The organism is Pseudoalteromonas sp. BSi20495, from assembly GCF_000241185.1.
Taxonomy (GTDB): domain Bacteria; phylum Pseudomonadota; class Gammaproteobacteria; order Enterobacterales; family Alteromonadaceae; genus Pseudoalteromonas; species Pseudoalteromonas fuliginea.
Genome location: NZ_BADY01000057.1, coordinates 1 through 19908 on the forward strand (window position 1 = coordinate 1; position 19908 = coordinate 19908).

Annotated in this window: 23 protein-coding genes and 1 pseudogene; 1 reads left to right on the forward strand and 23 read right to left on the reverse strand. The window is 42.8% G+C overall.

The window, feature by feature from the left end; translation table 11 throughout:
- Window positions 1-307: 307 nt before the first annotated feature.
- Window positions 308-1120, reverse strand: a complete 813-nt coding sequence (locus P20495_RS12280; RefSeq protein ID WP_008135607.1) for an alpha/beta fold hydrolase — start codon at window positions 1118-1120, stop codon at window positions 308-310.
- Window positions 1121-1191: 71 nt separating this feature from the next.
- Window positions 1192-3036 carry a hypothetical protein gene (locus P20495_RS12275; protein WP_007378126.1) on the reverse strand — a complete coding sequence of 615 codons (1845 nt, stop codon included), beginning with the start codon at window positions 3034-3036 and terminating at the stop codon, window positions 1192-1194.
- Between the two features lie 422 nt (window positions 3037-3458).
- On the opposite strand from P20495_RS12275, the gene P20495_RS12270 reads away from it, so the two are divergent.
- Entirely contained in the window at window positions 3459-3974 is a 516-nt protein-coding gene (locus P20495_RS12270) for a hypothetical protein (RefSeq protein WP_008135610.1), read from the forward strand.
- Here the strand turns inward: P20495_RS12270 and P20495_RS12265 are convergent.
- The 21 genes and pseudogenes from P20495_RS12265 to P20495_RS12175 form a co-directional block, all read right to left on the reverse strand.
- Entirely contained in the window at window positions 3971-4927 is a 957-nt protein-coding gene (locus tag P20495_RS12265) for a hypothetical protein (RefSeq protein WP_008135612.1), read from the reverse strand. The genes P20495_RS12270 and P20495_RS12265 overlap by 4 nt on opposite strands.
- Complete coding sequence (locus tag P20495_RS12260; RefSeq protein ID WP_008135614.1) at window positions 4900-5604, reverse strand: hypothetical protein; 705 nt, start codon at window positions 5602-5604, stop codon at window positions 4900-4902. Before P20495_RS12260 ends, P20495_RS12265 begins: the two co-directional genes overlap by 28 nt.
- Complete coding sequence (locus tag P20495_RS12255) at window positions 5601-6086, reverse strand: hypothetical protein (protein WP_008135615.1); 486 nt, start codon at window positions 6084-6086, stop codon at window positions 5601-5603. The genes P20495_RS12260 and P20495_RS12255 overlap by 4 nt, the downstream gene beginning before the upstream one ends.
- Window positions 6083-6712, reverse strand: coding sequence for a hypothetical protein (locus tag P20495_RS12250; RefSeq protein ID WP_033015531.1), 630 nt, complete (start codon window positions 6710-6712; stop codon window positions 6083-6085). Before P20495_RS12250 ends, P20495_RS12255 begins: the two co-directional genes overlap by 4 nt.
- On the reverse strand, window positions 6705-6980 hold the full coding sequence (locus P20495_RS12245; protein WP_008135617.1) for a hypothetical protein: 276 nt from the start codon (window positions 6978-6980) through the stop codon (window positions 6705-6707). Before P20495_RS12245 ends, P20495_RS12250 begins: the two co-directional genes overlap by 8 nt.
- A 72-nt stretch (window positions 6981-7052) precedes the next feature.
- Window positions 7053-8270, reverse strand: coding sequence for an SUMF1/EgtB/PvdO family nonheme iron enzyme (locus tag P20495_RS12240; protein WP_008135618.1), 1218 nt, complete (start codon window positions 8268-8270; stop codon window positions 7053-7055).
- Window positions 8267-8845, reverse strand: coding sequence for a phage tail protein (locus tag P20495_RS12235; protein WP_008135619.1), 579 nt, complete (start codon window positions 8843-8845; stop codon window positions 8267-8269). Before P20495_RS12235 ends, P20495_RS12240 begins: the two co-directional genes overlap by 4 nt.
- Window positions 8842-9552, reverse strand: a pseudogene (locus P20495_RS22790) (hypothetical protein). The gene P20495_RS12235 and the pseudogene P20495_RS22790 overlap by 4 nt, the downstream one beginning before the upstream one ends.
- Window positions 9545-10693 (reverse strand): baseplate J/gp47 family protein, encoded by a 1149-nt coding sequence (locus P20495_RS12230; protein ID WP_008135622.1) that lies wholly within the window; start codon window positions 10691-10693, stop codon window positions 9545-9547. The pseudogene P20495_RS22790 and the gene P20495_RS12230 overlap by 8 nt, the downstream one beginning before the upstream one ends.
- Window positions 10683-11009 (reverse strand): DUF2590 family protein, encoded by a 327-nt coding sequence (locus P20495_RS12225; protein ID WP_008135623.1) that lies wholly within the window; start codon window positions 11007-11009, stop codon window positions 10683-10685. The genes P20495_RS12230 and P20495_RS12225 overlap by 11 nt, the downstream gene beginning before the upstream one ends.
- Window positions 11009-13555, reverse strand: a complete 2547-nt coding sequence (locus P20495_RS12220; RefSeq protein ID WP_008135625.1) for a phage tail tape measure protein — start codon at window positions 13553-13555, stop codon at window positions 11009-11011. The genes P20495_RS12225 and P20495_RS12220 overlap by 1 nt, the downstream gene beginning before the upstream one ends.
- A gap of 3 nt (window positions 13556-13558) precedes the next feature.
- Window positions 13559-13750, reverse strand: a complete 192-nt coding sequence (locus P20495_RS22795) for a hypothetical protein (protein ID WP_374700022.1) — start codon at window positions 13748-13750, stop codon at window positions 13559-13561.
- Window positions 13726-14013 carry a putative phage tail assembly chaperone gene (locus tag P20495_RS12215; RefSeq protein WP_007378140.1) on the reverse strand — a complete coding sequence of 96 codons (288 nt, stop codon included), beginning with the start codon at window positions 14011-14013 and terminating at the stop codon, window positions 13726-13728. The genes P20495_RS22795 and P20495_RS12215 overlap by 25 nt, the downstream gene beginning before the upstream one ends.
- Window positions 14003-14635 (reverse strand): hypothetical protein, encoded by a 633-nt coding sequence (locus P20495_RS12210; RefSeq protein ID WP_008135628.1) that lies wholly within the window; start codon window positions 14633-14635, stop codon window positions 14003-14005. The genes P20495_RS12215 and P20495_RS12210 overlap by 11 nt, the downstream gene beginning before the upstream one ends.
- The gene (locus P20495_RS12205; RefSeq protein ID WP_007378142.1) at window positions 14635-15084 is read right to left on the reverse strand and encodes a phage protein; all 450 of its coding nucleotides are present in this window, start codon (window positions 15082-15084) and stop codon (window positions 14635-14637) included. The genes P20495_RS12210 and P20495_RS12205 overlap by 1 nt, the downstream gene beginning before the upstream one ends.
- Before the next feature lie 10 nt (window positions 15085-15094).
- Window positions 15095-16195, reverse strand: coding sequence for a DUF2586 domain-containing protein (locus P20495_RS12200; RefSeq protein WP_008135629.1), 1101 nt, complete (start codon window positions 16193-16195; stop codon window positions 15095-15097).
- A 145-nt stretch (window positions 16196-16340) separates the two neighbouring features.
- Window positions 16341-17009 carry a phage virion morphogenesis protein gene (locus P20495_RS12195; protein WP_033015537.1) on the reverse strand — a complete coding sequence of 223 codons (669 nt, stop codon included), beginning with the start codon at window positions 17007-17009 and terminating at the stop codon, window positions 16341-16343.
- Window positions 16996-17475: a phage tail protein gene (locus tag P20495_RS12190; protein WP_008135631.1), complete on the reverse strand. Its 480-nt coding sequence runs from the start codon at window positions 17473-17475 to the stop codon at window positions 16996-16998. The genes P20495_RS12195 and P20495_RS12190 overlap by 14 nt, the downstream gene beginning before the upstream one ends.
- Window positions 17472-17909, reverse strand: coding sequence for a head completion/stabilization protein (locus P20495_RS12185; RefSeq protein ID WP_008135632.1), 438 nt, complete (start codon window positions 17907-17909; stop codon window positions 17472-17474). Before P20495_RS12185 ends, P20495_RS12190 begins: the two co-directional genes overlap by 4 nt.
- A 111-nt stretch (window positions 17910-18020) precedes the next feature.
- Window positions 18021-18749: a phage terminase small subunit gene (gene gpM / locus P20495_RS12180; protein ID WP_008135633.1), complete on the reverse strand. Its 729-nt coding sequence runs from the start codon at window positions 18747-18749 to the stop codon at window positions 18021-18023.
- Between the two features lie 84 nt (window positions 18750-18833).
- A complete protein-coding gene (locus tag P20495_RS12175) occupies window positions 18834-19871 on the reverse strand; it encodes a phage major capsid protein, P2 family (RefSeq protein WP_008135634.1) in 1038 nt (345 codons plus the stop codon).
- Between the last annotated feature and the right edge of the window lie 37 nt (window positions 19872-19908).

Here is a 19908-nt window from a genome sequence, read left to right on the forward strand (position 1 = left end):
TTTTTTAGCGTCAAGAAAATAGCTTAATAACAAGGAAAAAATTATGGAATATAGTCGTTCTATATAAGTAATTTTTAACGCAGTTAGTGAGTTATTTAATTCGCTAAAATGATCATGTTTTAATAAAATTGGTATTAGTTAGCCGTGCTTGTTGCCGACAACTGAACTTTAGTGAATTACCACAAAAACGACAAACGATTAAAACAAACCTAATAAGTGAAAAAATCTAATCTATAGACTTTAGTCTAATGCCAAACTACTAATTTACGGCAATTGGTATTTATACAATCAGCAACCAAACCAACACCTATTTAGTACGTTCAAGCAACTTAACTACTTGGGCTACAACCATTTCTGGCTCATCATTTTGCGGGTAGTGATAGCTTTTATTTGTTATTACTATTTCACCTTGAGGAAATGCATTAGCCCACTTTGAGTGTAAGTCGCCCCACATTTCACGCGCTTTGTCGGTAAAAAATAATACAGATGGCTTTTTGTACTTTTTAACTGAGGCAATTACTGTCACGGGTATGTCAGCAATTTGTGGATAACCAGGCAGTGGACGTTTTGACCAAAAATCTAAATACTGATTCGACATTCCATTTTTCATATCGTCGAGCTTTATAGCTGCAATTTCTTTTTCAGCGCGTGGCAAATCAATCCCGCGCATAATATCTACATCGTGTTCTGATCCAGGCTCAATCAACATCAACGCTTTAACCTGATTAGGGTATGTTGCAGCAAATACACGCGCAATATAAGCACCATAAGAATGCGCAACATACACAACAGGCTCTTTTATTTTTAGTACTTGAAGAAGTAACAAAGCCTCAGCTGCATATTCTTCAGAGCTATAATTTTTCTTTATTTGTGCAGAGCCGCCATTACCAATACGAGAATACCGTATAACTTTAGCGTGCTGAATTAGGGATTCAAAAACCGGATCCCAATCACTTAAACCAGCAGAGCCGCCCGCTTCAAGTAAAATAGTATGTTTACCTTTACCAGCTAGCTCATATTCAACGTCAAAGCCATTTACTTGAACTTTAGCCAGTCCAGCTAAAGCGCTAGCAGATATGAAAAGTGAGTAGAGTAATGTTATTTTTAACTTTAATTTCATTGTATTAGGTAGATCTTTCTTTTATTAAATTAACTGATTTTTTAAGTTAGTACATGCCTTTAGTATCTGCCTTAGATATTCTTGGCTATTAACTCTGCTTTCAGCAAACCACCTTTAGTAAGTAACTTAGGAGCGAAACTTGGGTTACGTTTAGATTTGTAAGCATCAAGTATTAACTTAAGACCATGCGCTTCTAGCAATGAGATATTTACTTCAGTATCCATTTCGGCGGACTCAATAAAATCATCTGAAAAGCTGGGCGCGATTATCAACACTTGTGCAACTCGTTTACCCTGGTTTTCTGCGCGAGTTACATAGGCTTTTACTTGCCGCGACGTTGTTGAATATTTGGCGAAATCTCCATTTTTACAGGTTTTTGCTTCACCTATAATTATGTCGTTATCACTTAGTGAAATTACGATATCTGCTTTATCTTTAGCAGTATTTAAATCTTTACGAAGGTCTTCGTCGATATTTAGCTCTAGTAGTTCAAAAATTGCTTTTGTGACTTCTTCAAACTTAACACCAATATCAGCTTCTGTTACATCTGCACCAACTTCCCTAAGAGTATTGATATCACGACGCGCTAATGCGTCGTAATTTTCAATTAGTTTATCGGTCGCATTAGCAAAGCTTTCTAAAATAGCAAAACGCGCATTACCACGTTTAGATAGCCCCATACTATCTCGAACTTCTCTTACTTCATCATTTGAAAGTAAATATAAAATATCATGAGGTGTGATACTCAAGGCACGTAATTTTTCAGTATCTATTATTTCATTAGCTTCAAGCTCAAATGCTTCTTTAAGCACTACTTGCATTGTTGGAAAATGTTCTTCTAATGTTTTTAGAAGCTGCTTAAATCCACTAGCGCTGAGGGAATCAAACTCCTTTTCTGTTGCACCTGATAGCGATGATAGTATTAAACTAATACGCTCATCTAAAGTAGTGCCAAGTTTTTCAGTGTCAATTTCTAAGTCTTGAATTAACTGTTTTAAGCGCTCTTTACGTTGATTTTGATTATCTTCAAGACTGTGGATATCATCTGATAGTAATCTAGCTGCGCTAAGTCCTGAATGAATAATTGTTTGAATCTTATCAGTTCGGCTTACGCCTCTTATTTTACGACCATGCGCTTTAAGTGCATTTGAAAGCTCAGCGTCAGTAAGAGTTCTGAGGATTCTTAATATATATTTATCGGCTAAATCTTTCCCTTGAATTTCATTAAGTAAAGTTACTATTTCATCTGGAATGAACACTTCTTGGCGTTTTTTACTTATAAACAATAACCCCATATCCCTCAGGCTATTTAAAGCATCCAGCACTCCATTTTTAGGAATAACATCGACTAAATGCTCTACAGCAGCGCATTCATCTGTTGTTAAATTCAACTCATCTGCAAGCACATTCAGAATGCTGCGCTCATCGTCAGTTACTTTAGCATCGCGATTATTCTTTTCATCATTAAAGTATGCTTCTTTCATGCACGCATGATAAATTTTCAAGGCGCGATTTCTTTCTAAAATACTTTCAGCTGAATTTTGTTGGATATAATCTTTAAGCTCTTTTGAGAGCCTTGATAACTCAGCCCACTCTTTCTCATAAAGCGATTCAATCCAGCTAATTCGAGCAACTCCATTCCCGTCACGGCTCAAAATATTAACTAGCAAGTTGAGTTGTGCTGTACTCATTAATATTTGATCTTTTACAGAGCATTTAAAAAAATCTCTGACGGTATGGAATAATTGGGTAATTTCGCTACCAGACGCATTTTTAATTTGACCGTCAATATTGTCTATTGTTTTAGCTAGTTTTTTATTATTCTTAGCAGCATCAGAACAAAGGCGGTCGAGACATGAAATAAATTTAGATTTTTCGACTTGGTTAACAATTGATAAAACTTGATTGAGTTTCATTTTTACAGAGTCCTTTCATATAATATAGTTACAAATGTAACAGTTAATTTTATTTGCAGCAATAAAGCCCACTTTTGAATTACTTAATTAAGTATAGGTAAGCTCTAGCCCTCAAAATTCAAAATATCTAACTAACACCTCATTTATCAGACAAACCTATAAACTCCCTCGCCCATATGCCATAATCTAAATAATTCATTATTTTAGTAACTTGGCACGTATTTAGGCGCTTTAAAGTTAACTACTCAGGGTTTTCAGCATGGCATATCAAGAGCAAAATCAAGCAACAATCTATTGGCACGACTATGAGATAATTACATCAAGTATCTGATTTAAAATAAATAAAATAAATATTTAAAATATTTTATACACATATATATACACAACTCTTATTCTCCGCTCTAATATGAGATTGCACGATTATGGATCTAATTCTAAAGTTCGCCTTACCCTTAATTTCAACACTTATAGCGATATTTGCGATCTACTTTACTTGGCAGCAATCAAAGTCAAATAAACGGCACAATGAGCTATCTGTAAGACCTGCAATATGCAGTAACCTTAACCTACATGTAGAAGCCTTTACATTTTCAATAACCAATAAAGGTTTAGGTCCAGCAAAAGTAGATGAATTTAAGTTTTTTTATGATGATGAACTCATCGAATACGAAGACTTCGAAAAAATAATTAATGAAAAATTTCAGACGTATTGTGCATACAAAAAACCACCAATTACCTCTACACAAAAACAAAATAGTTATATAGCTAAAGGCGAAACAATAATTATATTGGAATTACAGTTTGATGACAGAACAAGCCAACAAAGTAAAAACGAGATTGAGAGCGAAATAACATCCAAATTGACTCTAGAGTTTGGATACACATCACTCTATGATGAAACAGTTAAAGAAAAATTTAAATTCAGCACCAAAAATTAATTAGCCACAATTGGATTTAATATACTTTTCAAATCACTTGCTGTTGATTTGTGGCCTGTAAATTCGCCCTTTGTTATTGGAGGCCCTGCTCCCTGATCTTTATGGCCGTGAGTTTCTAAACTTTGATTTATGTCTTTTACTAGGCTTATTAAATCAAGAAGTACTTTAGCCACGTTTACTGAACTGTCACCCAACCAAATTGTTTTTCCTTCGACCTTTGCTAGTTCGGTGGCTTTGGCGTGGAGGGTTTTTAGTGTGGTTAGGTTCATGTTTTCGGTGGCTTCAATATCTACCTGCTTTTTACTGCCTAGCAATAACCCTTCAAGTGCAATTATTAAGGCTTTTTCGCCGACCACGGTTTTTAATGCGCCCATGACTTCGTTGATTTGATTACCATCTATTTTTGCAATGTCGTGGCTGTCTATGCTGCAGGTGCGTTGGTGATAGTTTTGTTCGCTTTTGCGTGCTGCTGTTTTGCTCGTGTCGCTGGTTTGGGTTATGTCGCCGTCGGTTGTGGTGTGCCAGTTGCCGTCGCGGCCTTGTATTTTGCTGCGGCTGTTTTGCTGTAGCGTAACATCGGTGCGTTTGTGCTCGGGCACTAAGCTTTGCCATGGTAATAAGCTGGTGATGACGGGATGGCTGTTTAGGCCATCGATGTACTGTATTAAACATTGCATGCCTGGCATCGGTTCGTTCAACAAACCATGATCGGATGCTTGCCCTGTGCCGAGTGTTACTTGCTGAAATACGGGCACGGCTAATGGCTCATTTGTGAGCGGGTTTAATAGCTGTACGTCGGCCGCTTTTAGTGGCCTAAACGCGGTGCTGATTGCTGCGGCGTCACTTGGTAGGTCGTATATTTTTTCGATACGTGCAAGTTGCGGCAGGTGTTTACGTTCGCTTAGTTCTGGGAAGTAGCGCTGTATTAGGCGTTTAATGGCTTGTTTGACCATCGTATGTGCATCCTGTCGTTGATTAGGGTTGTTTCGGTTATGTTCCGGCCGTTTATTTGTATGCCTGGTCTTAATTTTGGAATGGCTATTAGCTCGCCGGTGGTTGAGCTTTTGGCTGTTATTGTGTGCTCTGGAAAATCGTTTATTGCTGCGAGTGGCCAGCGGGAGTCGTGCCAACTACCGACAAATATTTTGCCATCGGGGCGTTGTTGAAATATAAAATCACTAATGCCCCATGCTTTGCCTATTTGCTTTAGCGCTTCAATACCTATGCCGCTATGGTAAAACGCGGGTATCGTTTTATTTAAATAGCCGGCGTTTTCAGGTGTCACAAATTCAACACCGAGCTTTGCCAATTCATCAAGCACCGCTTTGATTGTTGCATGGCGAACTGCAAGGGGGGCAGTGAAACTTAATGCGCCGAGTAATTCGCGACAAGTTAAATACCAACGGCCGTTTGCCTGGTGTTTTGATTCGATAACGCCGAGAAAATACGGGACCATATTATCTAGTGTGTAACCTAAATGCAGTTCGACTAATCCGCTTGGCACTTCCTCTGTCACTATTTCAAACTTTGCACGACCAGTGCTGGCTATATCAAGTTGTACGCTTTTAGTAACGATGCTCGTTACTGGTTTACCCCCAATTGTTAGCGTATCAGATAGGCGAGTACTCATGGCCCCTCCACCGCTGCAAATTTACTTTGTACATCGTTATTTGAAGTGACCGCTTGCGACTGTGCATTTTGGTTTGCTGTACCATCTAGCTGTTGTTGCTCACGCTCTGATACGGACTGTACTTCAATAAGTTTAAAGGTGATTTGCCATGCGCGCTTTTCTTCAAGTTCTACAGCTTTTACCTCGCCATCAAATTTGGCTTTACGTATTTTATAAGCCTCTGCCAATGCATTATTAATTGTGTAAATAATACGGGCGCCGTTTTCATCAAGTGCTTTCGCTTTGCTAATAAGTAATGCTAAAGCCCCCTCTTCATTAAGCGGTATTTTAGTGCTCACAGTTAACATGCCAGGCTTAACACCTTGATCGCTAATGAGCGCAAAACTTCCCATGCCTGACATATCGCCGCCGGCTAATTTAATACCAGCATTGACCCGCGTTTCATACCCGGGGATATTCCAGCCATCTAACGATATGCTCATAACACCTCTTTAATGTGATTAAGCTCGCTTAGTTCGCCAACAAATAAACACAATGCCCAATAGTTATGCTCATTGCCTTTGTTAGTAACTGAGTCGGCTAGCTGCTTTGCTGTGCCGGCTGTTATTAATTGCATATCGACCCCGCTACTTTGGGCAGTAAATTGCGCCTGATTTAGTCGCTCGTCGCGTGCTGTTTTTAGCTCAACGGTTTGAGTCAATGCATCGTCAATGGTGTTTATTAATTGCTTGCCACTGTCGTTTACAGTAGCAATTTCGTCCGCTATTTGTTGCTCACGTATTGGCGTTAAGTTTTGCAATGTGTTTATTTGCCATTCGATACTTTGGCCGTCATAGGTATCTAGTTTGGTCTGCTCTAATGTGCTTTGACTATTGGCATACTGGGCGCAGGCGATAAACTCAGGGATTGGGCAATAGTTGTTTATTGATTCCAACTTACTGGCCAGCGCTGCAGGATCGGTTGCACTCACTGATAACAATAAACCGCCATAGCACGCTGGTTTATCGGTGCGTGAGTCGTCTTTAATGGCAGACGCAAGCAACTGCGCGCCCACTTGCATTGAGCAAGGGCCGGCAGTTTGATGATAAGAAATCGCTAGGTTATGCATTTTCAGGCAATGGGTAACGGGCTTTGATTTCAGCTACTTTATCCTGCCACTTTTGATGTGACTCAGCTGTACTATCAAATTGTGACTCCATAAATAACGGGTCTGACTCTGCTTTGTATGCAGCTTGGCGCTTTTCTACGTTTTGGCTTAATTCAAATTGCTGCTGGTTTAATACAGATTCAATTTGCTCTTTTTCCATGCCTAGACCTTGCATGTACACACCCGTTGTATTGCTGTGGCTTACACCTTTATATATGTATGAAAACATAGTATTACCTTTTTATTCATTTAAAGCGCGATGTGAAATCGCGCCTACAAGGGTTCAAATTTCAATAACCAATTACGCAAAGAAAGCGGGACGAAAACCGATATTACTGTACGCATTCGAACGCGCAATGCTCAGATTAAGCGCGCCCAGCCCAGCGTTCAAGCCATCGCTCCAGCTGCCGCCACGCAGCGGGAATCGACTGCCATAATTTCGACAGTAGATGTAGCCGCCAACCGTAGTTGTTGATTCTGACTCGATTAACAGGCGGCGTAACAGCTCAATTTTGTTGTAGTCGAGCGCCTTTTCGATTGCTGCAAAGTGGCTGTTTGTTAAATAAGGGTTGTCGTACGCGTCATTACCTACTGGGCCGTTGCGATTTGTAACGCTGTTGCTTAGCTTTGGAGATCCAGCGTTGCCGGTGCCTTCTGTGCTTGCCGTTGGCGAGTCGAAAAACGCCGTGTGCTTGTTCCAGTTTTCTTCAATTACTGCTGGGTTGTTGTCAAGCGTAGTAATGATCTGCCCTTCGTCTAGCATCATTTGGTCTAACCATTCCCACACATTACCCACTAGGTCTTGAATGCCCCATTCGGTGTGGTCGTGCGACCATGTTGCAGGGCCTTTGCCGGTGTCGGTTCTTGCTGTTCCTGATGCGTCGCCTGGTAAGCCGTTGTCGCTACGGCGCGCTGTTTCTAATTTGTTTTCGTGGCTGCGACCGTAGTTTGTATTGCCGCGCGGCACTGTGCCATTTGCATAAGACCACAGCGCTATTGCTGCCCATTCGTGAATGCTCATCATGTGCCAGCCAGCGCCTTTGTTATTGCATAGTGCTTTTGCCTGGTCGTAATTAACCGATGTGCGAGGCTGCACACCACCGATAACACTGCAGCCGCCATTTGCTCCGGCTGATGCTAGGTATTTACCAATGTACACTTCGCCCAGCTGAACACCGTTGCGCATAAACATGGTTGGAATGCCTGTGCCTAGGTTTAAGTCTATGCTGTATTTTTCTTGGATTGCAGCGGCTAACTCTTCATATGTGAACGGGGCAATTGGCACCATCACATTTGGGTTGCCCTGTTCGTCGATGATCACTTTATTGCGGCCACCGGATGCGTGTTCGATTGCCTTGCGGTAACCGTCTGATGCAACGACTGCCATTTCGTTTGCCTTGGCTTTTACGAACTGGTCTAGCTGCGTTGTTTTACTGTCGATTTCTGTTGCTTTGCCTTCGATTGCTGTTGTTAGCTGGTCGGCTGCGGTTACTAGCTGGTTTATTTGCGTTACGCTCATGATAGTTCCTTGCTGAAATTGCTGAAGTTTTTATTTAAAAAGTAATTGCGCACAGTGCGGCGCATGTTGTTTATTTGTGCCGTTGCATTGCTGGTTGCTAACAGTGTTAGCCCGTCAATTTGCGGGCTGTAGTCGAACATCCACGATTGCGCTGGAATGGTAATGCGCGCTAGGGCTGCGGCTGCCGCAAACTTTAAAACAAACGAGCGGTTGTGCACGTTGTTTACACCTTGGCGCTTGCGCTGCAGGGGTAAGTAATCTACTGCTAGCAGCGTGCCGTTGCGCGTAACTAGGCCTATCCAGTTGTAGTCAAAGTCGCCTATATCTTGCTCTAGCACTACTGCCCACGCGACTGTGTTTGCATCTACATACCCTGACGTATCTATGTTGCGGCGATAAACTATTTGTGCGCCGCCCGGCATTTTTTCGTTTGGGTTGCGGGTTGCTTGCTCGTTTAGCCCGGGTATATTTGCAAACACTAGCTCTGTTACTTCAAGCCCTTTGTTTTGCAGCGTTGCTGTTGTTATGTATGCCTTGCCAGCATTGGTCATTATGCCGGTTATTGCCTGATTCATAGTTGCTCCTTGGCGGTGCTTATGCCGCCGTCTTTGCTTAAAAACCCATAATGCTGGTGCGCGTTAATGCTGTGCTGCACATCAATGCTTGTTGCTTGGTGGCGCGTGTTGCTTGTTAGTGCGTCTAGCCCCAAAAAGCTATGAACTACGCCGTGATCAATGCCAGTTATTGCGTTTATTTTTGTTGCTGAGTTAACGTAGTTGTTATCCCATTGCACATGAGTTAGGCCAAGGCTTAGCGATACTGCTGCCAAGTTATGCACTGTTAATTCGTATCGGCGGCATGTTCGGCCCTACAGCTGTATTAGTTCAGGGAGTAAATCTGTATTACCTGCAAGCGTTGAGTCAGACATATCAATGGCAATAATGTCCCAATCTCGCCCATCAATACGCTCACGCACATTGAGCACTTCTAACCCTAAGCGGTCGAAAATACTTCTTACGGATGCCATTTCACCGGCGTCAATAGTATTAACTAATGCATGCTGTACGCGTTTTCTGTATAGCTCTATGGGTTCATCATCTAGTCGGGTAGTTAGCCGCTCCCATGCTAGGAACCCTAATACAGGCTCTTCATTTTTTAACTCGTCTTTTTGGTTCACTGCCCACATAACATAGTCGCGCGATTGCTCCCAGTAGCCTGTGGCCGCTTTTACAAGTTTTTCGGCGTAGCCTTTGTTTAACCAAGTGGCGATTTCGTTAGCCATTTGCCACCTCGTTAACGGTTAATGATGTAAGTACCGGTAACCAGTTGGCGGCGGTTATGTCGTCAATATCAAACTTGATTGATTGCAGTTCACTAAATTGTTCATGACACTGTGTTATTAGTTGGCTAATACTGAACACAGTTTGATGCGTTACGCGTGTGGGTGCATACGCTGCATTTTGACGAAATGCGGCTTGTATAAACGTGGTTAAGTCGTCTTGAATAGCGTGGCTGTTGTCATGTAACTTATAGGTTGCGGTGATATCAAACCCGTTGGTTGCCATAGCGTAAACCATAAAGTCATCCCCTAAACCATGGTGGCCTGCGGTACGAATATGTTGGTTAATAGCACTCAATAGTGCTGTTGGTACAGGGCCAACATCTAAGTAAATATACGCATTAGCCGTGCCTGGTCCACGTGGTGCATTGGTTAGTATTTCAATGTTATCTATTGGTACAGCAAAGCTAGCAATAATTTGTTTGTAAACAGCATTGATATGCCAGCGGGAAGCAGTACCAAATACGTTACGAATGCGTAGGCGATAATGCTCAGTGTCTTCATCATCAGAGCCTGGCTTAATTAACCAATCATCGTTGTTGGTTACGGTGATCCCTTCTTGTTGCTCAGTAAAGTATCGGTAAGCCTCTGCGGGTAAGTTATAAGCTGCACCGGTTTCATAGGCTTCAGCCAATGCATACGCAGTGCGTTGCCCTTGTTGAAAATACACATCCTGTAAAAGTATAAGCTTATACACTTTATCGCCTAGCACATCGGTTACCACTGCGGTTCCTGCCACAATGGAACTTTCGCCCTCGTCGCTTTCGCGTGTAAACGTTAATAATCCCTGTGCTTTTACGCCCGCTTGAATAAACACATTACGTGCAGGGCCATGGCGTTCAATCAGTGCAACTCGGCTTGCTGTCATAATGAATAAGTCAGGCATTAGCTGCGTTGCTAGCCAATTAAACAGCTGCACGACTGGCTTTGTTAGCAACGCTTCAACGGTTCGCCAAAATGGGCCAAAGGGTGAATTGTTGGCAACTTGTATGTTTTGCTCTTTTAACTGTGCTTGCCACTGCGCTTGCGCTGTTTGCTCGTCCATTGGCAAGCCTGCATTTTGCATCATTGTTTTAAAGTTCATTGCTGCTCCCATACTGTCGCGTTTGTGCGTTAATGCTTAGCGTGCCATCGTCGTTGCGGTGCACTTTTATTGTGCCTGGCTTTACGCGATTGTCTTGCTCGGTTAGTAATTCGAGCTCGGTTAAAATGGGCGCTATGCCGTTTTTATTGCGCAGGCCAACAAGCTTGGTTAGCAAGCCACTTTCTAAAATGCGGTGCTTTATGTCTTGGCCTATTACGTCGGCTTTTTTAAGCGCGCTAGGGCTTAGCGAGTCGTTAAGCATAAAGTCGCCGTCTTGTATTTCTAGGTCTATGTGCAGTGCAATATCAAAGTTCATCAGCTTGCTAGCTCCATCATTTGTTCAAAGCTTTGCGCTAAGTCGTCAGATTTAATCGTTAAGTTGTCTATGTGCACACGCTTGCTGTTATCGCTCTCGCTTGAACTGCTCTGGCTGGTGCTGCTCGTTAGGCTTTGTAAAAACGCTGATTTTTGTACTTTGGCTTTATAGCTATTCGTGTGTTGTTGCTCAGTATTTAATTGCTCAACGCTGTACGCGTTCGCTGTGTTAGTAATTGCCTGATCTGTTTTGACCATTGGCAATCGTTGTAATGGCGCTGCACCTTGATTAAAGCTGGCGAGTTGTTCATATTTTTGACTATAAACAGGTGAATTGGCCGCGTTAGTAAAATGATTAGCTGTGCGTGTATTGCCATTTTCTATCGCTGATTGTGTTACGAACTGTGTTGATTGTGCATTGTGGACAACATCGTTATGTGTAGCTGGGCTGCTTTGTAATACTGAGTTAGTAGCGCTGTTATTTATGTTGCCCGTTGTTGAATAAGCAGCATCGTTTGCTGAAGCATTGTTATTAATAGCGGTGTTTACAGGCGCGATATTGGTTAATCTATTCGCCACAGTTGAACTTACATAGCGGTTATTTAATGTGTTCGTTTGTCCCAACGTGCTGTTTGATTGCTCAATGGCATTACTGCTTTGTAATGCTGAGTTAATAGCGTTATTAGTTTGACCTTTGTTTAACTGCGTTCGATTCAAATACGTAACATCATTCACTGCACCATAGTTAGTGCTGGCTTTATTGCCTGGTACTTGGGCAGCTTTGTTGATCACAGCTTGGCCGTAGTCACGGCTGAACGCTTGATCTGCATTTTGCATGACTAAATTTCTAGGCTGAGCACGGTTAATGTTTTCGTGTGTTGAGGTCGCTTCTGTTTTTATTTTTGCCTCGGTATCGCCAATCAGGCCGAGCTTTTCGAGCACCCATTTTACGCTATCAATCACCCCATTAAAGGCCGCTTTCACACTATCAAACACCGCCATTAATACTTTCCCCCATGCGGTATTTTGAAACGCAGCCACTAAGTCATCCCAGTAATAGATAAGCGCACCAACCGCCGCGATGAGCGCAATAACACCCGCTACTACCCACGTAATTGGGTTTGCCCAAAGCGCTGCATTAAACAACCATGTAGCCGCTTGGCCTGCGAGCATAACTGCTTTAAATGTACCCATGGCAATGGCCGCCGCGCCCATCGTTGCAATGAGTGATAAAAAACCCAATACACGCAACGCAATGAGTGCGCCTTGCCATAATTTAGTTATCACTGTTAAACCCATTGTGAGCGCACCACTTGTTATCAGCGCCATTTTGTAAAGGCCCATCATGAACATGACCACGCCATAAATAGAGATAAGCGCCACAATGCCCACTACAAGTGTTGCAATCACACTGGATAAAATCGGAAAGCGCTCAGTTAACGAAACGATATAAGCAAAGCCGGCGGCGAGCATTTCAACGAACGGCTCAACCACAGGTAACAAACGCTGGCCTAGTGCTATGGATGCAGCATTAAATGATCCACTTAATTTGTTCCATGGCGTTCTCATATCGTCTGCCATTTTTGCAACGTTTGCCATACCGCTTACGCTGCCTAAGTCTTGAACCTGATTGTTTAGCCCATCAATATCAGTTATTAATAGTTTAATTAATGATGATGCTTCAGCTGATCCGAACGCGTTTGCTATTGCATCAATGTCCGCTTGCTTAGTTAATCCTTTTGTTTTTTCATTTATTTTTTGAAGTATATCTACCATCGGTAATAGCTTGCCCGAGCTATCTGTAAAATCTAAATCGAGTGCTTTTTGAGCTTTACCTGCTCCAGCTTCAAATGCTTTATATTTTGTTGCTGATTCACTACCACTCATAGTCGATTGCAAACGCCCCATTACTGCGATTTGTTCTGCCAGTGGCGCAGACGATGAGGCTCCCAAAGCACTGAACGCGGAAGCCATTTCTTTACCGTCAGTTTTATAATCAGTTACTGCCTTAGCGGTAATGCCTGCTATATCTTCCGCCCACTTTACTTTTCCCATTTTGTCGGCTGTTGATTTAAATACGCCGTACATCGTTCCCATGTAGTCGGTCACTGTTGCGGCATCAGCTTTAGTGGCTTTGGCTAAGGTGTTTGATATTTCGGTAACTTTTGATAGTTCGTCGCCTGTAATTCCTGACATTGCTGATTGAATGTCGTAGGCACTGCGAACAAAGTCGGATGCGTTGCCGCCAAAGTTAGCGGTAAACTCTAATGAAGTTTTGTTTAATTTTTGTAATGATTCGTCAACTACGCCAAGCGATTTCACTTCACCTAATGCGGAGGCCTGATCTATTGCTGGCGCAAGCGAACGGGCAAGCGCATAACCACCTGCTACGGCTGTGGCTGCGCCGCGCATCATTTGATCTTGTGCAGCGGCGGTTTGCTGGCTCAGCTGATTAATTTTAGCCATGACTTTATTAACCGGGCCAGTGACTTTGTCAATGATGCCGATTGAATAAGTAAGCTTGTCTAATTTGCTGAGTGTTGCCATTAATTACTCGCCGCCTAATGCTGTGCAAATGCCGTTATTTACGGCTGTTACAAAGTTTTCTTGCTGTGATGTTTCAAGGTAAAGCGCCTGTGCCAAGCTCTCGTCAGTTACTGGTTGGTTGCCAAAATACTTAGCGTGGTATGCCAGTAACTGATCGAGCCTGCTTTTGCCTATTTGCTTGGCTCGGCTTTCGATTTTTTTACCGTAAAATTAAACTCAGGTTGGTATTCTTCAACAATTGCACCCACTAAAAACAATGCTGCACCCGGTTGCTGTACCAGCTCTTTGAGCTTTTTAGCGTCGGCTTCAACCACTGTGTTTAATAAAAAGTTAGTTGCCGGCTGCACCTTGTTATTTGGCTGAGTCGAGTTAATGTATTTGTTGTAGTCGGCGCCATTTACATTAAATGTGATTTCGCCAACGGGGGTTTCTAATGTGATTTTTTTCTCAAACGCCATGATCAATACTCTCTTTAATATCTGCTTGTTCTAGCAGTGTGTAGGTAAAATAAGGGCCGTACTTGGCTGCTGATTGCTCGCACAAAGCAATAAATTCATCAAAGTCATTGGGATTTGCAAACACCTGACAACCGGCAGACCATTTATCAACTTGGGTTGATGTGGTTTTGCTGTTTGCACGGTGGCAATTAATACCAAAGTAACCTTGTTGTAGCTCTGCTTGGGGTGTGACGTCCGTGTCTAACTCGGTGTCTTTGTTGTTGTCACGTAGAACAACAACCGGTTTATGCTGTACAAGGGCGCGATACTTGCCCTGGTGATAACCCAACGTCCATAAGCTTTTATGCTGCCCTGCAACTAGCACCGCTGTGCCGTCTATGTTCATTGGGTTTTTACGCCAGTAAATACCGGCATCTGTTGTGGCTTTATACTGCTTTAACTGCCATTCGCTGTTTTGCTGATACAACACACAAATTGCATCGTTAAACGTGTTGGCGCGGGTGTTTGTATGGCGAATGCCTATAATGTTTAGGTTTAATTCACCCTCAAATACTTTATGCCCACATGCTTGCAGGGTGCTTAGTAATGTTGTGGCAGTTAGTGTGCGAATGGCTTTAGTCATTACAAATCTCTCACTTCATCGTCAGTTAGGTATGGCACACCGTTAATTTTGACAAAATCAGGGCTAGTAATTGGACACTTGATTGATGTGGTGTCTTCTTCGCCACCATCGGCTTTAATGTTTAAAATTTCGTCCAGCTGCGGCAGACAACCAAACGCTTCAACGTTCTTTTTACCTGCTGCTACTTCTGCATTAAACGCAATATCAAACGGTTCAATACCTTTCCAACTGCCTGCTTTTTCAGCTTGCGCTTGCACGATTAACCAATTTTCATGATCAAGCTTTAGTGTTACTTCGCCTTCAACATCGCCATCAATAAAGCCCTTTGGAATACCGCGCACTTTTTTAACGGTGCGCCCATCCGTAATTTTGCAAGTCGCTTCCATAACATGAACCATCGAATCACCAATGAAGATATCGAAGTCTTTACCGCCTAGTACTTTTTGCATGTTTGCGCTCCTACTCTGCGTTATCTAACATGATCCCAACAATGATGGTGTTGGGTGAATCGATTGGTTTAACTTTAAGTACGACTTGTAATGTGGTCGCATTCATAAACGTTAGGTTGATACTGTCGTCTTTTGGGGCGCGAATTAAACCAGGGAACTTGTCGGCACCAATATTGATAGAGCGTGCCATGTTGCGCAGCGGTTTACCCATAATGCGTTTACCAAATTCAATCCCGGTGCTGCTGTTGTTTAAGCGACGATTTTTAACGTTATAAATTCCAATAATGCGCACAGCACGTGCAGCCATATCAACAATGCGGCCAATTTCAATTTTTTGAAAATCACCGCCTTCAGCGTCGAGCATGTTTACATCGCCAAAATACGTACCATCAAAATCAGCATAAAACTGTGTACAACTAAAACGCAGCGCATCAAGTGCCGCCGTGGTTGAGTTGGTTAAGGGGTTGCCGGCGGCATCTTCTGGGTGTGGCATCAATGACATTGCACCCGTTAGCACGCGCATTGGACTGTCGGCAATAGTGACTGCGCTTTTACATAAACGCCCTGTTACTGCGCCTAGTTCGTCACCGAATAAAAGCGGGATAACAGCCACACGATCGCCTACTACGCCATCGGTTAACGGTTGCAATGAAGTCACTAAATCAGGCCAATTTTGCTCAGCCGTTAAGCCAGGTGCTGCAAGTAAAAAGCGAACACGACGAGCAAGGCTCGATAAAATTTCAAGCGCTTTCGCTTGGTAGCTTTCAATGTCGACTTTGCCTGTAACTGGCGTACAAATAACAATAATTTCAGGGCTAACATCCTGATCCATTGCTTTATCAATAAGGGCCATTACGTTATCGCCTGCACCATGCGGGATGGCATAACCACTCACTAAGTCATCACCGTTGCGTTGCCATGCTTTTACTTGTGTTTTTAGTGGGGAGTCGGCGGCGCCAAACTCAACATCAAAATCACTTTGTGCATTAATAGATAAAATTTTGCCGTTGTTCTCACTCGCTTGACCGATAAACAACACACTGCGTTCAATTTGTTTCGTAGCGCCACTGCCTGTTTGTATGGCGGCAACGGTTACTTTACCTTGTGCCATGATCGTTCCTTTTGCTTTGCGCTACGCAACGTGCATAGCTTTGTTTAAAATAAAACTTTGTTGCTGTTTTTGTTCAGCAACGGTTTGCCCTAAAAAAGAGCGGGCAGGCAAGTCAATTTGCCATTTGCTCTTGCTTGAGCTGCCCTTATTTCTGATTTAAATACATTTTCTTTTCTAACTCTGCGATTCTTATTTTGCTTCGCTCTACTGGCGTGTTGCCTAGCAACTCCCGCTCTGGTCGTTTTATTGACCACTGCTTTTTCTTCTCTTTTTCTTCTGCTTTTAATAAAGCGATAATCAAACCTGCTTTGCCGAAAGATAGCTTTTGCATTATTGTTCCTTGGGTAACCCTCACGTACTTACCCATATCTTTGCTCCACATTTTGTAACCTAATGCTTTTAACCTTCTGGCTTGCTCTAGTGTTGCGCCCTCGCCGTAATCTGGCCGAGGCCTTTTTTTTAAGTTTTTTATTGACCGCTCTACGCTGAACTTTTCTTCTAGGCCGCGCGAATGAGCTTTTGCAATTGCACCTGCATAACCACGCCCACTTGATTTATAACCAATCTCCGCACTAACACCGCTTGTTTTTATATAGGTGCGCTTTTTTTGGTTTATTTTTGTAAAAATTCTTTTTTTCTTTGGCTCTTTCCATGCGCTACCATCTGTGTTTTTGCCTTGCTTTACCCTTGCAATAGACATCTCTCGTGACCTACGCCCCATGCTTCTCATTATTGCTCTACGCTTTTTTTCTGGTAGCGTTAGCGCCTCCAGTTGGTCTCGTTTACTGTTTTCGTCAAACTTAATCTTCAGCACTGTATACGCTGCCTGTTAAATTAAATTTCTCAGCAATCCATAGGCTTTGTTGGCCAAAGTCGTAGCACTTACCATCTAGTTCAAATGGTCCATCTTCCTGCTCTATTAGCTCGATAGTTTCTTCGAATGTATCTATGGCTATTTCAATTTCGTATGAGTTGTCGTCATTAATTGTGCTTGCAAACTCTGCGTTTTGTGAGTCGTCACCTGTGCCGTTGTTTTGTAGCCAAAAACTTACATATGCGCTTATTAGCTCAACTGGTGCAAAGCACGGGTCAATCGAAATTACTGACGAGTAATAAAGTCTTGCTGCCAATAAACCATTGCTGTTTATTTTTTTGCTAGCGGGAATTATTACGCCCTGCTCCACTGATGTTTTAAACTGAGTATCTAACGCTAGCTTTTTGCCTTGGTACTGCGCATCAATTAAGTACTTTGTTAGCTGTGCTATTTTGCTTTGGCTCATAACAGCTCTACCGATAAATTAGGGCTTAGTGCTTGCAGTAAGCGCATGGCGTTTATGCTTTCGCGTTGCCAGTGTTCAAAGTTATCAATGGCTGATTGCGACTGTGCTGTTGCGTTTTCACGGTGTGTACTGCCAAGCTTAGATACCAATAAATGCGCCTTAGCTTTGCTGTAAACTGCATCGTTATAAAAAATTACTTGCTGTGCGTTTAGTGGCTCGCCATGAGTAAGCTGAACATCTTCTAATTCTTGATTAATTTCACCCTGTGCACGCTTTAGCTTTTCAACAAGCAGCGCACTTTTGCTGGCGTACTCTTGGGCAACTGCGTAGTGCTCAATAAAATACGCGGTGCTTAATGCTGGGTAATAGCCATTACCTGGCACATCAACATTGATGCTTTGTAAATCTGCTTGTGGCATACCGCTTAAATTCATATTGCACCTGTAAAAACACACACATTAAATTAGGTGCGGGCGCCACTTAGTCACACTGGCGACATAATTAATACTCGCACTGTGCTAAGTTGCCCGCTGGCGTTGGAGCTGTTACACGTTAACCGTTGCTTTTAATTGCTTTGCTAGCTTATCTACTAAACCTTTAACTCCTGCTTTGTCGTTAATGGCTTGGGCGTGCTCTGCAAATAACAGAGCATTACCATAATTGTGCTGGGCTGCATCAACCTTGGCAGCAATGGCGTACAATTTACCGCCCACCACTTCAAGGCCGTTCCAGTCTTGGTTTTTTACGGTATTGATTAAGCCACGCAGTACATAGCTAATATCAAATAAGCCTTGCTGCTTTGATTCTGTTAGGTAGTAATTTGCATCGTCATAGAGTTGGTCGATAACGAATGCAGGCCAATGTTTGGTATTAAATACCGTTGGCAGTGGTTGTTTTTGCTCAATCATAAACGGCAGGAGTTCTAGCGCTGCATCCCAGCGCTTTAAGTCAACCAACCAAATAAACACCCATGCTAAAACCGTGTTCGGGTGGCACTGACCGCTTAGTCGATATTGATTGATATACCCTAAATAATCTTGGCGTTCTAACGCTTCAGACTTGTAAGTTGCTTTATCTGCTATATCAGTAAATGTTTTTAATTGAGCTAAGTCAGATTCGATGGCTGCTGCATAAAGCTGGTACTCGGTTTGCTTAGTGATAGTGGTTGGCGCATGGGTACTCGTGGCTGTTGCCGCGACCGTTGGCGCTTTTTTGTCAGTGCTTGCTGGTACACTGCCTGCTGCTTTGGCTAATGATTTTTTGACTAAGCTCATTTAAAAACACTCTTTAATGTGGTTAAAAAGACCGGCTCGAAAATTGGATTAAACAAGCCGGCCAAATGGGAATTTACCGAATATTTAAACCCAGGCGCTACCGTCTGAATTTGGTAACTTGATACTGGTTGATTCGAAATACATGACTTTTTCAAGGTCTTCTACGTAGTAGCAATCGTTTCGTGATAGGTAGTCTTCAACGCGTTTTTTCTTAGCGTTGTTTTCTACACTGGTACGCGTTGATCCCGTTTGTACGTAGTGACTTAAGTTGTCAAAGCTGGTAACTAAAATGCCACGAGCGGGGAAAAACGGAATTTTGTATGTCATTAAACCGCCATAGGTATCAATCACCTGTTGCAGCTCAATCTTAGTTTTTTCACTTGGGGTATGTGCTTGCTTGGCGTACAGCTTATTTTTGTCTTGTGCTAAAAGCTCGTCGCCAATAATAGCCACCATGTTTGCACGTTTGTGCTCAGGAATACCTTGCAATGCATCGTGCACCGCTTGGTCTAGGTTTTCGTAATCGCCGCCAGCACCAATACGAATTTCGCCAGCGGTTTCGCCTTCACTAATTGCGCGCTCGGGTGCATCGCGGCGAATTAGTTGTAGCCAGCCAATGTTTACATCGTTCATCATTGGATAGGCTGTAATATTTGTGGTATCAGCTACGCGCGTACCATTCCAACCAATTTTAATAATGTCGAGCGCAATAGCCTGACGTACGTGATTACGATAACGATTATGAAAATCAGGGAACTTAGACCACTGATCCATTTTTACCCATGTGATATGAATGTCGCATTCAACGGGGTAACAACGGTATTCACGTTTAGCGAGCTTTGATACGTCGCGAGTTTGTCGCTCTTTGGTGTCGTCGGTTTCAACGCCTGCACGACCTGTAACGCCACCGTCTACACTCATGATCACCGATTGACCAACTAAGTCGTCTACCGGTACGGTGTTGATCATCTGTAAAAATTCAGCCGATTCATAAACAGCATCATATAAATGCTGCTCAGTTGTAGGCTCAACGTTGAACTGTTCACTCATTGATGTAACGCCGTAATTAACGGCCATGCCTGCCATAATGGCGACAAATAATTCTCTAGTTCTGGTTTTCATATTCTTTCCTGCGTTTAGCTAAGTTAAGTTAGAGTGA